14 protein-coding genes and 3 tRNA genes are annotated in these 13,027 nt (G+C 61.0%); 15 read left to right on the top strand and 2 right to left on the bottom strand.

The window, feature by feature from the left end; genetic code table 11:
• Positions 1 to 270: 270 nt before the first annotated feature.
• Positions 271 to 669 (bottom strand): hypothetical protein, encoded by a 399-nt coding sequence (locus OLZ32_RS18750; protein ID WP_017991024.1) that lies wholly within the window; start codon positions 667 to 669, stop codon positions 271 to 273.
• A gap of 101 nt (positions 670 to 770) precedes the next feature.
• Positions 771 to 846, bottom strand: a tRNA-Val gene (locus OLZ32_RS18745).
• 404 nt (positions 847 to 1,250) lie between these two features.
• Here OLZ32_RS18745 and OLZ32_RS18740 point away from each other — a divergent pair.
• The 15 genes from OLZ32_RS18740 (at position 1,251) to nuoK (ending at position 13,022) form a co-directional block, all read left to right on the top strand.
• Positions 1,251 to 1,327 (top strand) — tRNA-Asp (locus OLZ32_RS18740).
• 84 nt (positions 1,328 to 1,411) lie between these two features.
• Positions 1,412 to 1,488 (top strand) — tRNA-Asp (locus OLZ32_RS18735).
• Positions 1,489 to 1,734: 246 nt separating this feature from the next.
• A complete protein-coding gene (locus tag OLZ32_RS18730; RefSeq protein ID WP_010055493.1) occupies positions 1,735 to 2,100 on the top strand; it encodes an NADH-quinone oxidoreductase subunit A in 366 nt (121 codons plus the stop codon).
• Positions 2,091 to 2,675: a NuoB/complex I 20 kDa subunit family protein gene (locus OLZ32_RS18725; protein WP_003547368.1), complete on the top strand. Its 585-nt coding sequence runs from the start codon at positions 2,091 to 2,093 to the stop codon at positions 2,673 to 2,675. The genes OLZ32_RS18730 and OLZ32_RS18725 overlap by 10 nt, the downstream gene beginning before the upstream one ends.
• 18 nt (positions 2,676 to 2,693) lie before the next feature.
• On the top strand, positions 2,694 to 3,296 hold the full coding sequence (locus OLZ32_RS18720) for an NADH-quinone oxidoreductase subunit C (RefSeq protein WP_003547370.1): 603 nt from the start codon (positions 2,694 to 2,696) through the stop codon (positions 3,294 to 3,296).
• A gap of 67 nt (positions 3,297 to 3,363) precedes the next feature.
• On the top strand, positions 3,364 to 4,554 hold the full coding sequence (locus OLZ32_RS18715) for an NADH-quinone oxidoreductase subunit D (RefSeq protein ID WP_130667948.1): 1,191 nt from the start codon (positions 3,364 to 3,366) through the stop codon (positions 4,552 to 4,554).
• A complete protein-coding gene (locus tag OLZ32_RS18710) occupies positions 4,554 to 4,826 on the top strand; it encodes a hypothetical protein (protein ID WP_003547374.1) in 273 nt (90 codons plus the stop codon). Before OLZ32_RS18715 ends, OLZ32_RS18710 begins: the two co-directional genes overlap by 1 nt.
• 16 nt (positions 4,827 to 4,842) lie before the next feature.
• A complete protein-coding gene (locus OLZ32_RS18705; RefSeq protein ID WP_264398316.1) occupies positions 4,843 to 6,009 on the top strand; it encodes an NADH-quinone oxidoreductase subunit E in 1,167 nt (388 codons plus the stop codon).
• Positions 6,010 to 6,019: 10 nt separating this feature from the next.
• Positions 6,020 to 7,324: an NADH-quinone oxidoreductase subunit NuoF gene (gene nuoF, locus OLZ32_RS18700; protein WP_029872847.1), complete on the top strand. Its 1,305-nt coding sequence runs from the start codon at positions 6,020 to 6,022 to the stop codon at positions 7,322 to 7,324.
• 2 nt (positions 7,325 to 7,326) lie between these two features.
• On the top strand, positions 7,327 to 8,043 hold the full coding sequence (locus OLZ32_RS18695) for a 5' DNA nuclease (RefSeq protein WP_264422011.1): 717 nt from the start codon (positions 7,327 to 7,329) through the stop codon (positions 8,041 to 8,043).
• 218 nt (positions 8,044 to 8,261) lie between these two features.
• On the top strand, positions 8,262 to 10,343 hold the full coding sequence (gene nuoG / locus OLZ32_RS18690) for an NADH-quinone oxidoreductase subunit NuoG (protein ID WP_264422009.1): 2,082 nt from the start codon (positions 8,262 to 8,264) through the stop codon (positions 10,341 to 10,343).
• A gap of 12 nt (positions 10,344 to 10,355) precedes the next feature.
• Positions 10,356 to 11,399 carry an NADH-quinone oxidoreductase subunit NuoH gene (gene nuoH, locus OLZ32_RS18685; protein WP_003547383.1) on the top strand — a complete coding sequence of 348 codons (1,044 nt, stop codon included), beginning with the start codon at positions 10,356 to 10,358 and terminating at the stop codon, positions 11,397 to 11,399.
• A gap of 40 nt (positions 11,400 to 11,439) precedes the next feature.
• Positions 11,440 to 11,931: an NADH-quinone oxidoreductase subunit NuoI gene (gene nuoI / locus OLZ32_RS18680; protein WP_003547385.1), complete on the top strand. Its 492-nt coding sequence runs from the start codon at positions 11,440 to 11,442 to the stop codon at positions 11,929 to 11,931.
• A 144-nt stretch (positions 11,932 to 12,075) separates the two neighbouring features.
• Positions 12,076 to 12,690: an NADH-quinone oxidoreductase subunit J gene (locus OLZ32_RS18675; RefSeq protein ID WP_264422007.1), complete on the top strand. Its 615-nt coding sequence runs from the start codon at positions 12,076 to 12,078 to the stop codon at positions 12,688 to 12,690.
• Between the two features lie 23 nt (positions 12,691 to 12,713).
• Positions 12,714 to 13,022 (top strand): NADH-quinone oxidoreductase subunit NuoK, encoded by a 309-nt coding sequence (nuoK, locus tag OLZ32_RS18670; RefSeq protein WP_131630121.1) that lies wholly within the window; start codon positions 12,714 to 12,716, stop codon positions 13,020 to 13,022.
• The last annotated feature ends 5 nt before the right edge of the window (positions 13,023 to 13,027 follow it).

Below are 13,027 nucleotides of genomic sequence, written 5' to 3'. Positions count from 1 at the left end.
CGAATACTCCCACTTTCGCCGGCCCCTATCCATTCGCCCAATAGGAGGTGGCGCTGCGGCCGGGAGTAGTCCGTTTTGGTGGAGCGCTGGCTTTCAGGCGGCGGGCCGCATCTGAACCTGCCGGCGTGACGCCTTGCTGCGCTGGAACGTGTTGCCGAACGCTGCCTCGAATTCGTGGTCGACAGTCTCTGCAGATCTAAATTAGATGCCCGTGTGGGAGCCAACCTGTCGCGAGGGCCTCGTAAGAGGCGACGCATAGCGATCACGATGTCACATCTGCGTCAGAGAAAATGAGAAGGCGCATCGGGCGCCGCTCATAAACGAAACGCGGTTTTGGAAAAACGAAAACGTATATTCATCGCCGCTTTGACCGCTGTCTTTGAAAGACGCGGGGAATCGGCTGATGGTGCTTAAGACGCCGCGCTGGCTGGTTTTCTTGATTTCCAGGCTGCAGGCCGAATTGTCTGCATCGACCGAAAAATTAATCGGCAGATCTGACGGCATTCTGAGAAGATAGGTCCTGGCTTCACGGGCCGGCGTTTCTCCCGAGGTCGTCATCGTCTGGTCCCCGGCAGACAGGAAAACCTCTAGTGCCGGCTCTCTGGCAATGCACGGCGGCGCAGCCACGCTGGCGAGAAGCAGCGCAGAGATAATCGCAACGGTTTTCATGAGGTGTCTCCTGACAAAACACCTTGCGCAGATCCTGACCGGATTAGCGAGCTAATTCGGGAGTCTAACTCTGATGAACAAGCAGCGGGAAACTTTGGAAATGGTGGGCGATGACGGACTCGAACCGCCGACATCCTCGGTGTAAACGAGGCGCTCTACCAACTGAGCTAATCGCCCATCGCAAACGAAGCCGGATCGGCCTGCCGCGTTGGTGGCCGTGATCTATGCGGATCGCGGCAAAACCGCAAGAGTGTTTGTGAAGATTTTTTGATTTTTTTGGTGGTGGTCCCGTGTCTTGCAATGCCGCTTAGGCTCGGCTCGGCTGTGGAAAAGTGAGGGGAGGGCGGCGAGCATCCCCGTTTCGAAGGCGTTGCGTCTGCGGCTGAGCATAGCTGCGGAAGACGGAAGTGCCGGCTTTTGTTCGTCTGGCATCCAACCCACCGAAACAATTCGCAGACTGTCATGGTTTTGTCTCCAAACCTGCTTGACACTAAAAGGCGAACCCCGTAGTTAGCCGCTCATCGAAACGGGTAGCCGTTTTGGAGAGGGTGCTAGGGCATCCGGACTGCTTGAAATGAATTGCGGGTGTAGCTCAGTTGGTTAGAGTGCCGGCCTGTCACGCCGGAGGTCGCGGGTTCGAGCCCCGTCACTCGCGCCATTTCAAGTCTTGTAAAACGCAAATGCGATTTGTCGTTTGTCCGGTTCTCTTTATCCTCGCGGCCGCAAAATGGTCGATCAATGCGCGGGTGTAGCTCAGTCGGTTAGAGTGCCGGCCTGTCACGCCGGAGGTCGCGGGTTCGAGCCCCGTCACTCGCGCCATTTCTTCCGAAAGCCATGCAGTTTCCAGTGGTCAGGCATGCAGGTTCAAACGGCTTGCACGGATTTGTCGCGACATCGTTGCATCTGCTTGATAATGTCCGCGCGACACGCGTCGAATTGCCTCTGTAAAAGTCTTGCGCCGGGGCCTCGGCTGCGCTAACCACGGCTTGTTGCAACGCACGTACGCTTGCCGGGCATTTGCCCAAATGCGCCGCCTGGCGTCTCCGGCAAGCAGGGATGAACATGATGACTGAACTGCTCAGTTCTTATATTCCGATCGCTATCTTCATTGCTATTGCGCTCGTTATCGGCCTGGCGCTGCTCATTGCGCCGTTCGCCGTGGCTTTCAAAGCGCCCGATTCGGAAAAGCTCTCGGCTTACGAATGCGGCTTCAACGCTTTCGACGACGCCCGCATGAAGTTCGACATCCGCTTTTATCTCGTGTCGATTCTCTTCATCATCTTCGACCTCGAAGTCGCCTTCCTCTTTCCCTGGGCCGTGTCTTTCGGCGCCATCGGCTGGTTCGGCTTCTGGTCCATGATGGTCTTCCTTCTCGTGCTGACCATCGGCTTTATCTATGAATGGAAGAAGGGAGCCCTGGAATGGGAGTAGCCCCTGTGAGCAATCAGCCGCTTGTTGCCCAGCAGCCGAAGGGGATCATCGATCCCTCGACCGGCAAGCCGATCGGCAGCAACGACCCATTTTTCGGCGAGATCAACAACGAGCTTGCCGACAAGGGGTTCCTCGTCACCTCGACCGACGAGCTGATCAACTGGGCCCGCACCGGCTCGCTGATGTGGATGACCTTCGGTCTTGCCTGCTGCGCTGTCGAAATGATGCAGCTGTCGATGCCGCGTTACGACGTCGAGCGCTTCGGCTTTGCGCCACGCGCCTCGCCGCGCCAGTCCGACGTGATGATCGTCGCCGGCACGCTGACCAACAAGATGGCGCCTGCTCTGCGCAAGGTCTACGACCAGATGCCCGAGCCGCGCTACGTCATCTCGATGGGCTCCTGCGCCAATGGCGGCGGCTATTATCACTATTCCTATTCGGTGGTGCGCGGCTGTGACCGCATCGTGCCGATCGACATCTACGTGCCGGGCTGTCCCCCCACGGCAGAGGCGCTGCTTTACGGCGTGCTTCTGCTGCAGAAGAAGATCCGGCGTACCGGCACGATCGAACGCTAAGGGTTAAGGACAAGGCATATGAGTGAAGCCCTGACTGAGCTTGCGTCCTACCTTGGCGAAGCGCGCGGCAACCTGATCGCCGCATCGCAGATGAAGTATGGCGAGCTGACGCTGGCGACGACAGGTGAAAACCTGGTCGCGCTTCTGACTTTCCTGCGCGACGACGCCAAATGCGGTTTCGTCAACCTGATCGATATTTGCGGGGTCGACTGGCCGCAGCGCGAGCTACGTTTCGACGTCGTCTACCACCTGCTGTCGCCGAAGAAGAACCTGCGCATCCGCGTCAAGGTCGCAACGGATGAAGATACGCCGGTTCCGTCGGCTTGCCCCGTCTATCCCGGCGCCGACTGGTTCGAACGCGAGACCTGGGACATGTACGGCGTGCTCTTCACCGGCCATCCGGACCTGCGCCGCATCCTGACCGACTACGGCTTCGAAGGCCATCCGCTGCGCAAAGACTTCCCGACCACTGGTTTCGTCGAGGTTCGCTACGACGATGCTGCGAAGCGCGTCGTCTACGAGCCAGTGGAACTGAAACAGGAATTCCGCAATTTCGACTTCATGTCTCCCTGGGAAGGCACGGAATATGTGCTGCCGGGCGATGAGAAGGCGAAGCAGTAGGATCTAAAAACTACACTATTGCCTATTGCCCACTGGCTTATGCCTGCAATAGCGGAGCGCGTTGCAAATGACCGAACATAACGTCCGCAACTTCAACATCAATTTCGGACCGCAGCATCCGGCGGCGCACGGCGTTCTTCGTCTTGTCCTGGAGCTTGACGGCGAAATTGTGGAGCGGGTCGATCCGCATATCGGCCTTTTGCATCGCGGCACCGAGAAGCTGATCGAGACCAAGACCTATCTTCAGGCCGTGCCCTATTTCGATCGCCTCGATTACGTCGCGCCGATGAATCAGGAGCATGCCTATGCGATGGCCGTCGAAAAGCTGCTCGGCATCGAGATCCCGATCCGCGGCCAGCTGATCCGTGTTCTTTATTCGGAAATCGGCCGCATCCTTTCGCACCTCCTGAACGTCACGACGCAGGCCATGGACGTCGGCGCGCTGACGCCGCCGCTCTGGGGCTTCGAAGAGCGCGAAAAGCTGATGGTGTTCTACGAGCGCGCCAGCGGCTCACGCATGCATGCCGCTTATATCCGTCCGGGTGGCGTCCACCAGGATCTGCCCGAACAGCTCGTGCAGGATATCGGCGCCTGGTGCGACCCGTTCCTGACGGCGCTCGACGACATCGACAACCTGTTGACCGGCAACCGCATCTTCAAGCAGCGCAACGTCGATATCGGCGTCGTCTCGCTGGAGGAATGCTGGGCCTGGGGCTTCTCCGGCGTCATGGTGCGTGGTTCGGGCGCGGCCTGGGATCTGCGTCGCGCCCAGCCATATGAATGTTATTCCGATCTCGAATTCGACATCCCGATCGGCAAGAATGGCGACAACTACGACCGTTACCTGATCCGTATGATCGAGATGCGCGAATCGGTCCGCATCATGAAGCAATGCGTCAACCGCCTGCTCTCCGATGCCAAGACCGGTCCCTTCTCGTCGATCGACGGCAAGGTCGTGCCGCCGAAGCGCGGCGAGATGAAGCGTTCGATGGAAGCGCTGATCCACCACTTCAAACTCTATACCGAAGGCTACCATGTGCCGGCCGGCGAGGTTTACGCCGCCGTCGAGGCGCCGAAGGGCGAGTTCGGCGTCTATCTCGTCTCCGATGGCACCAACAAGCCGTATCGCTGCAAGATCCGCGCGCCGGGTTATGCCCATCTGCAGGCGATGGACTTCATGTGCCGCGGTCACCAGCTTGCCGACGTCGCGGCCGTCCTCGGCTCGCTCGACATCGTCTTCGGCGAGGTGGACCGCTGATGCAGCTTCTGCCGCTGGCCGTCGCAATCCTTCTTTCGGCATCCGGGGTTTCGGCTCAGGAGTCCGATAACCTCGGCACGCCGCTGGGCCATAAGGAAGAGACGCCGCCGGCGCAGCAATCGTCCATGGGCGAGCTTTTGTCCAAGGGCTATCAGATCAAGGCTGCCATTCCGAACGGCAGCAAATTCGTAGTGTTTATGCAAAAAGACCAGTCGGCCTATGCCTGCGAAATGCAGTCTTTGACCGCTTCGCGGTGTGGAACCCTAAACTGACAAGGCGTGAGGAAGAATGTCCGTTCGTCGATTAGCCGAAGATCAATTCCAGCCTGCCGCATTCGCCTTCAGCGATGAGAATGCGGTCTGGGCGGACAAGACGATCCAGAAATACCCCGCCGGCCGCCAGCAATCGGCGGTCATCCCGCTGTTGATGCGGGCGCAGGAGCAGGACGGCTGGGTCACGCGCGCGGCGATCGAAAAGATCGCCGACATGCTGGATATGGCCTATATTCGCGTGCTCGAGGTTGCGACCTTCTATACGCAGTTCCAGCTGCATCCTGTGGGAACCCGCGCCCATGTCCAGGTCTGCGGCACGACACCCTGCATGCTGCGCGGCTCGGAAGCGCTGATGTCGGTCTGCAAGAGCAAGATCCATGCCCATGCCTTCGAGCGCAATGCGGAAGGCACGCTGTCCTGGGAAGAGGTCGAGTGTCTCGGGGCCTGCGTCAATGCGCCGATGGTGATGATCGGCAAGGACACCTATGAGGATCTGACGCCCCAGCGTCTGGAAGAGATTATCGACGTCTTTGCCGCCGGCAATGGCGCCAGCATCAAGCCCGGCACCCAGATCGACCGGGTGTTTTCGGCGCCCGAAGGCGGCCCGACCTCGCTGACGACCGAAGAGCCGAAGGTAAGGGCGCGCGCCAAGAAGGCCGATGCCGAAACCGTCTCGGCCCCGGTCGACGCCGCGCCGGTTCCGCCCTCCGAGGCCGCCCGCCCGAAGAGCACCGATGCCGAGACCAATGCTGCCCTGAAGACGCCGGCAACGGCGCCGAAGGCGGCTGCGAAAAACGCCAAGGCAGCCGAGCAGCAGCCGATATCAGGTACTGCGGCCGCCGAACCGGCGCCGAAAGCTGCCGTCAAGGCCGAGGCTGCTCCGGCGGCAAAGCCTGCCCTGACCGACAAGAACCGTCCGTCGGGGATCGAAAAGCCCGCCGCACCTGATGATCTGAAGATGATCTCGGGTGTCGGTCCGAAAATCGAGGCGACGTTGAACGACATCGGCATCTTCACCTTCGCGCAGGTCGCAGGCTGGAAGAAGGCCGAACGCGAATGGGTCGACGGCTATCTGAACTTCCGCGGCCGCATCGAGCGCGATGACTGGGTCAAGCAGGCCAAGGCGCTCGCCAAGGGCGGGGAAGCGGAATATATCAAGGTCTTCGGCAAGAAGCCGCGGTAAGAGGTGAAGCATGTTACAAGATAAAGACCGCATCTTTACCAACATCTACGGCCTCAAGGACAAATCCCTGAAGGGCGCGATGAGCCGCGGCCACTGGGACGGCACCAAGCAGATCCTCGAAAAGGGTCGCGACTGGATCATCAACGAGATGAAGGCGTCTGGCCTTCGCGGTCGCGGCGGCGCCGGCTTCCCCACAGGCCTCAAATGGTCCTTCATGCCGAAGGAAAGCGACGGCCGTCCGCACTACCTCGTCGTCAACGCCGACGAATCCGAGCCCGGCACCTGCAAAGACCGCGACATCATGCGCCACGATCCGCATACGCTGATCGAAGGCTGTGTCATCGCGAGCTTCGCCATGGGCGCCAATGCGGCCTACATTTATGTGCGCGGCGAATATATCCGCGAGCGCGAAGCGCTGCAGGCGGCAATCGACGAATGCTATGATTATGGCCTGCTCGGCAAGAACAACAAGCTCGGCTGGGACATGGAGATCTTCGTCCATCACGGCGCCGGCGCCTATATCTGCGGTGAGGAAACCGCGCTGCTCGAAAGCCTCGAAGGCAAGAAGGGCCAGCCGCGCCTGAAGCCGCCGTTCCCGGCCAATATGGGCCTCTACGGCTGCCCGACGACGGTCAACAACGTCGAATCGATCGCCGTCGCGCCGACGATCCTGCGCCGCGGCGCCGGCTGGTTCTCGGCCATCGGCCGTCCGAACAATGTCGGCACCAAGCTGTTCATGCTCTCCGGCCACGTCAACAAGCCGTGCACCGTCGAAGAGGAAATGGGCATCACCTTCCGCGAACTGGTCGACCGCCATGCCGGCGGCATTCGCGGCGGCTGGGACAACCTGCTTGCCGTCATTCCGGGCGGCGCATCCTGCCCGATCGTTCCGGCCAAGGACATCATCGATTGCCCGATGGATTTCGACGGCCTGCGTGGCGTCGGCTCTTCCTTCGGTACGGCCGCCGCGATCGTCATGGACAAGTCCACCGACGTCATCAAGGCGATCGCCCGTATCTCCGCCTTCTTCAAGCATGAGAGCTGCGGCCAGTGCACGCCCTGCCGCGAAGGCACAGGCTGGATGTGGCGCGTGATGGAACGCATGGCCAAGGGCAATGCCCAGAAGCGCGAAATCGACATGCTGTTCCAGGTGACGAAGCAGATCGAAGGCCACACCATCTGCGCGCTCGGCGACGCTGCCGCATGGCCGGTGCAGGGTCTGATCCGTAACTTCCGTCCCGAGATCGAAAAGCGCATCGACCAGTATACGGCGAGCGCGCTCGATCACGGCGCGGTTCTGGAGGCGGCTGAATAATCATGGCGGACAATGCATCCAAGGGTAGGAAAAACGAAGAAGTCGCCGATTTCGCGGCCGGGTTCGGCCGTCTTGCCGCCGAGATGCTGGAAAATGCACGGGCGATGCCGGTGCATCCGCTGATGGCGCATCCCGCTGCAGCCTTTGCCGCCGCAACGGCGATCGGCTTCGGTTTCTCGACCCAGATGGCCGGCGCCTTCTTCGGGGCCTTCCAGAGCGCCCTGGAAACGACCGGCAAGGTCGCGGCCGCCCTCGATGACACGCCGCCAGACGAACTGAAGCCCGATGTCGATATCCGGCCGGAGAATATTCGCCCGGTCGTGAAGGCGTTCACCAAGCCGCCGGCCGAGCAGAAGGCAGGACCGAGACTGACTGTCGTCAAGCCGGTCAGCGAGCCGACGCCAGCCAGCCCAGCGAAGCCAGTCACCCAAGCGAAGCCAGCCAGCCAAGCGAAGGCCAGCCAGCCAAAACCGGCCGTGAAGGCAAAACCGGTTGCGCGGGGGAAGACCGATGATCTCAAGCTGATCGCCGGCATCGGCCCGAAGCTGGAGCAGGTGCTGAACGCCAAGGGCATTCGCAGCTTCGCCGAGATCGCCGCCTGGACCGACGAGGAGATCGCCCGGTTCGACGCCGAGCTCGGCTTTAACGGCCGCATCGGCCGTGACGACTGGGCCGGTCAGGCGAAAGTTCTGGCAGGGCGGGGCCGCAGAAAGAAATGAACTGTCCGGCCGTGTCAATCGGCCGGGAAGATGGGCAGATCGGCGGATGGGCGGGGGCCTCAAGATGCCGGTGCGGGTTCCGGATCTGGAACGCGCGACAGAGAATTTGGGCGACATCAGATGTCGGCAGGACGAAAGATCCGGCTTGGCAATGAGAGTGCTGCAAAAATAGGTTTGTTTGCCATCATCAGGCAAACGGGAAACAGGACTGAGCGACGATGGCAAAACTGAGGATTGACGGCAACGAGATCGAAGTTCCGGATCATTTCACGCTATTGCAGGCGTGTGAGGATGCCGGTGCCGAGGTTCCGCGCTTCTGCTTCCATGAGCGCCTGTCGGTTGCCGGCAATTGCCGCATGTGCCTTGTCGAGGTGAAGGGCGGCCCGCCGAAGCCGCAGGCTTCCTGCGCCATGAGCGTGCGCGATATCCGCGGCGGCCCGAACGGCGAACTGCCTGAGGTCTTCACCAACACCCCGATGGTCAAGAAGGCCCGCGAAGGTGTGATGGAATTCCTGCTGATCAACCATCCGCTCGATTGCCCGATCTGCGACCAGGGCGGCGAATGCGACCTGCAGGACCAGGCGATGGCCTTCGGCATCGACACCTCGCGCTATCAGGAAGACAAGCGCGCCGTCGAGGACAAGTATATCGGCCCGCTCGTCAAGACGGTGATGAACCGCTGCATCCACTGCACGCGCTGCGTCCGCTTCACCACCGAGGTCGCCGGCATTTCCGAACTCGGCCTGATCGGCCGCGGCGAGGATGCCGAGATCACCACCTATCTCGAGCAGGCGATGACCTCCGAACTGCAGGGCAACGTCGTCGACCTTTGCCCGGTCGGCGCGCTGACCTCGAAGCCCTTCGCTTTCACCGCGCGCCCCTGGGAATTGAACAAGACCGAATCGATCGACGTCATGGATGCCGTCGGTTCGGCGATCCGCGTCGACACCCGTGGCCGTGAGGTCATGCGCATCCTGCCGCGCGTCAATGAGGCGATCAACGAGGAGTGGATTTCCGACAAGAGCCGCTTCATCTGGGACGGCCTGAAGACCCAGCGCCTCGACCGGCCTTATGTTCGCCGCGACGGCCGCCTGCAGCCCGCCACCTGGGCCGAAGCCTTCGGCGCCATCAAGGCCGCCGTCGGCGCCACCTCGGGCGACAAGATCGGCGCGATATCAGGCGACCTCGCTTCGGTCGAAGAAATGTATGCGCTCTCCGAACTGGTGAAGTCGCTGGGGTCAACCAATCTCGACTGTCGCCAGGATGGGGCGGCACTCGATCCGTCGCTCGGCCGTGCAAGCTATCTCTTCAACCCGACCATATCGGGCATCGACCAGGCCGACGCGCTGTTGATCATCGGCGCCAATCCTCGCTTCGAGGCGGCCATTCTCAACGCCCGCATCCGCAAGCGCTGGCGCCGCGGCAAATTCCCGATCGGCGTGATCGGTGAGCCGGGCGAACTGCGCTACAGCTATGATTACCTCGGCGGCGGTCCCGACACGCTGAAGGATCTGGTCGACGGCACCCATGCCTTCGCGGACGTGCTGAAGAATGCCGCCAAGCCGATGATCATCATCGGCCAGGGCGCCCTGTCGCGCACCGATGGCGCCGGCGTTCTCGCCAGTGCTGCAAAGCTTGCCGGTTCGGTCGGTGCGGTCGACGAAGGCTGGAACGGCTTTGCCGTCCTCCACACCGCAGCCTCGCGTGTCGGCGGCCTCGACCTCGGCTTCGTGCCGGGCGCCAAGGGCGTCAATGCCGCCGAGATGCTGACGGCGATGGACGTGCTCTTCCTGCTCGGCGCAGACGAACTGGACTTCACCACCAAGAAGGCCAAGCTCACCGTCTATATCGGCTCGCATGGCGATAACGGCGCGCACCATGCCGACGTCATCCTGCCGGCCGCAGCCTATACCGAAAAGTCCGGCACCTGGGTCAACACCGAAGGCCGCGTCCAGATGGGCAACCGCGCAGGTTTTGCGCCGGGTGACGCCCGCGAGGACTGGGCGATCATCCGCGCCCTTTCCGATGTGCTCGGCAAGAAGCTTCCCTTCGATTCGCTCAGCGAATTGCGTGTCCGGCTCTATGCCGCTTTCCCGCATTTTGCAGCCATCGACGAGATCGCCGAAACCGATAGCGCCCAAATTGCCGCAGTTGCGAAAAAAGCCGGCAAGATGAACAAATCCGGGTTTGCGTCGCCGGTGAAAGACTTCTATTTGACGAACCCGATAGCGCGTGCCTCGGCTGTCATGGCGGAGTGCTCGGCATTGGCCCGCAACAACTTCAAAGTCGCGGCAGAGTAAGGGCAGGGGACTATGGATTCTTTCTTTTCGACCTATGTCTGGCCGGCGATCATCATGATCGGTCAGTCGCTGCTGCTTCTCGTCTGCCTGCTCGTCTTCATCGCCTACGTGCTGCTCGCCGACCGCAAGATCTGGGCGGCCGTGCAGCTGCGCCGCGGCCCGAACGTCGTCGGTCCCTTCGGCCTGTTCCAGTCCTTCGCCGATCTTCTGAAGTTCGTCTTCAAGGAGCCGATCATTCCGGCCGGCGCCAACAAGGCGGTGTTCCTGCTTGCCCCGCTGGTGACGGTGCTGCTGGCGCTGTCCACCTGGGCGGTGGTGCCGCTGGCCGACGGATGGGTGATCGCCAACATCAATGTCGGCATCCTCTATATTTTCGCGATCTCTTCGCTCGAGGTTTACGGCATCATCATGGGCGGCTGGGCTTCGAACTCGAAGTACCCGTTCCTCGGCGCGCTGCGCTCGGCGGCGCAGATGGTGTCCTATGAAGTCTCGATCGGCTTCGTCATCGTCACCGTGCTTCTCTGCGTCGGCTCGCTGAACCTGACCGATATCGTCAATGCGCAGCATACCGGCCTCGGCACCATGCTCGGCCTGCCGGCGTCGTTCCTCGACTGGCACTGGCTGTCGCTCTTCCCGATGTTCATCATCTTCTTCATTTCGGCGCTCGCCGAAACGAACCGCCCGCCCTTCGACCTTCCGGAAGCCGAATCGGAACTCGTCGCCGGCTTCATGGTCGAATACGGCTCCTCGCCATACATGATGTTCATGCTCGGCGAATATGCGGCCGTCTGCCTGATGTGCGCGCTGACGACGATCCTCTTCCTCGGCGGCTGGCTGCCCCCGGTCGATATCTGGATCCTCAACTGGGTCCCAGGCATCATCTGGTTCACGCTGAAGGCCTGCTTCGTGTTCTTCATGTTCGCGATGGTCAAGGCCTTCGTTCCGCGCTACCGCTACGACCAGCTCATGCGCCTCGGCTGGAAGGTCTTCCTGCCGCTGTCGCTCGCCATGGTCGTCATCGTTGCATTCGTGCTGAAACTGATGGGTTGGGCATGATGATGCCCGCTCTCGTTTTCGGCAAAATTGGAGGTTGAAGATGGCAAGCTTGTCCGGCTCCATCAGCTCGCTGTTTCTCAAGGAATTCGTCGGCGCGTTCTTTCTGTCGATGCGCTATTTCTTCCGCCAGAAGGCGACGATCAACTACCCCTTCGAAAAGGGTCCGGTTTCCCCGCGTTTCCGCGGCGAGCATGCTCTGCGCCGTTATCCGAACGGCGAGGAGCGCTGCATCGCCTGCAAGCTCTGCGAGGCGATCTGTCCTGCCCAGGCGATCACCATCGAGGCCGGTCCACGCCGCAATGACGGCACGCGCCGTACTGTGCGCTACGACATCGACATGGTGAAGTGCATCTATTGCGGCTTCTGCCAGGAAGCCTGCCCGGTCGACGCGATCGTCGAAGGCCCGAATTTCGAATTTGCGACGGAAACCCGCGAAGAGCTCTATTTCGACAAGGCACGGCTTCTGGATAACGGAGACCGGTGGGAGCGCGAAATCGCCCGCAACATCGCGATCGACTCGCCGTACCGCTGATTGAGATTTTGAAATGCCGCGGTGGAGCGCAGTTGCTCCTGTCGCGGTCAACATGCACAGGAGCTTTTCCGGTTAACGCCAGGGAGAGTTCCATCGGGCAGGGAAACTCCCGGCTGCCCGGGGGAAGATGAAAAAGGCACCAACATGGGTCTGCAGGCTCTATTTTTCTATCTTTTCGCCTTTGTCGCGGTGGCGTCGGCGTTCATGGTCATCTGGGCGAAGAACCCGGTTCACTCGGTTCTCTTTCTGATCCTGGTGTTCTTCAATGCGGCTGGCCTCTTCCTGCTGCTCGGTGCCGAATTCCTGGCGATGATCCTGCTTGTCGTCTATGTCGGAGCCGTCGCCGTCCTCTTCCTCTTCGTGGTGATGATGCTCGATATCGACTTCACCGAACTGAGAGCCGGCGTTCTCGAATATGCGCCGATCGGCGGGCTGATCGGGGTGATCCTCGCAGCCGAACTGATCGTCGTCATCGGCGGCAGCGTCATCTCGCCTGAGGTCGCCAAATCAGTCGCCATGCCGATCCCGGCGCTGAGCGAGCGCACCAATACGGCCGCTCTCGGCGACGTGCTCTACACCAACTACGTCTATTTCTTCCAGATCGCCGGTCTGGTGCTCCTGGTCGCCATGATCGGCGCGATCGTGCTGACGTTGAGACACCGCACCAACATCAAGCGGCAGAATATTCCCAGGCAGGTTGCCCGCACGCCCGCCACCGCCGTCGAGGTGGTTTCGGTCAAGCCCGGGCAGGGCGTCTAAAGGCAGGTCAAGGAACAAAGAACATGGTCATCGGACTTTCCCACTACCTGACGGTCAGCGCCATCCTCTTCACGCTCGGCGTCTTCGGCATCTTCCTGAACCGGAAGAACGTCATCGTCATCCTGATGTCGATCGAACTGATCCTGCTTGCCGTCAACGTCAACATGGTCGCCTTCTCCTCCTTCCTGAACGACATCGTCGGCCAGGTCTTCGCGCTGTTCATCCTGACGGTCGCGGCTGCCGAAGCGGCGATCGGTCTTGCAATTCTCGTTGTCTTCTACCGCAACCGCGGCTCGATCGCGGTCGAAGACGTCAATATGATGAAGGGCTGAGTGGC

Origin of the sequence: Rhizobium acaciae (assembly GCF_025941625.1) — a bacterium.
Taxonomy (GTDB): Bacteria; Pseudomonadota; Alphaproteobacteria; order Rhizobiales; family Rhizobiaceae; genus Rhizobium; species Rhizobium acaciae.
Note: the sequence above shows the minus strand (reverse complement) of the source record. Positions and strands in the feature narration are given on the sequence as shown.

Coding starts and splice junctions, on each gene's coding strand:
- nuoF (WP_029872847.1), top strand. CDS start 6,020: ATGTTACAAGATAAAGACCGCATCTTTACCAACATCTACGGCCTCAAG.
- OLZ32_RS18725 (WP_003547368.1), top strand. CDS start 2,091: ATGGGAGTAGCCCCTGTGAGCAATCAGCCGCTTGTTGCCCAGCAGCCG.
- OLZ32_RS18675 (WP_264422007.1), top strand. CDS start 12,076: ATGGGTCTGCAGGCTCTATTTTTCTATCTTTTCGCCTTTGTCGCGGTG.
- OLZ32_RS18695 (WP_264422011.1), top strand. CDS start 7,327: ATGGCGGACAATGCATCCAAGGGTAGGAAAAACGAAGAAGTCGCCGAT.
- OLZ32_RS18705 (WP_264398316.1), top strand. CDS start 4,843: ATGTCCGTTCGTCGATTAGCCGAAGATCAATTCCAGCCTGCCGCATTC.
- OLZ32_RS18720 (WP_003547370.1), top strand. CDS start 2,694: ATGAGTGAAGCCCTGACTGAGCTTGCGTCCTACCTTGGCGAAGCGCGC.
- nuoI (WP_003547385.1), top strand. CDS start 11,440: ATGGCAAGCTTGTCCGGCTCCATCAGCTCGCTGTTTCTCAAGGAATTC.
- OLZ32_RS18730 (WP_010055493.1), top strand. CDS start 1,735: ATGACTGAACTGCTCAGTTCTTATATTCCGATCGCTATCTTCATTGCT.
- nuoG (WP_264422009.1), top strand. CDS start 8,262: ATGGCAAAACTGAGGATTGACGGCAACGAGATCGAAGTTCCGGATCAT.
- nuoH (WP_003547383.1), top strand. CDS start 10,356: ATGGATTCTTTCTTTTCGACCTATGTCTGGCCGGCGATCATCATGATC.
- OLZ32_RS18710 (WP_003547374.1), top strand. CDS start 4,554: ATGCAGCTTCTGCCGCTGGCCGTCGCAATCCTTCTTTCGGCATCCGGG.
- OLZ32_RS18750 (WP_017991024.1), bottom strand. CDS start 669: ATGAAAACCGTTGCGATTATCTCTGCGCTGCTTCTCGCCAGCGTGGCT.
- OLZ32_RS18715 (WP_130667948.1), top strand. CDS start 3,364: ATGACCGAACATAACGTCCGCAACTTCAACATCAATTTCGGACCGCAG.
- nuoK (WP_131630121.1), top strand. CDS start 12,714: ATGGTCATCGGACTTTCCCACTACCTGACGGTCAGCGCCATCCTCTTC.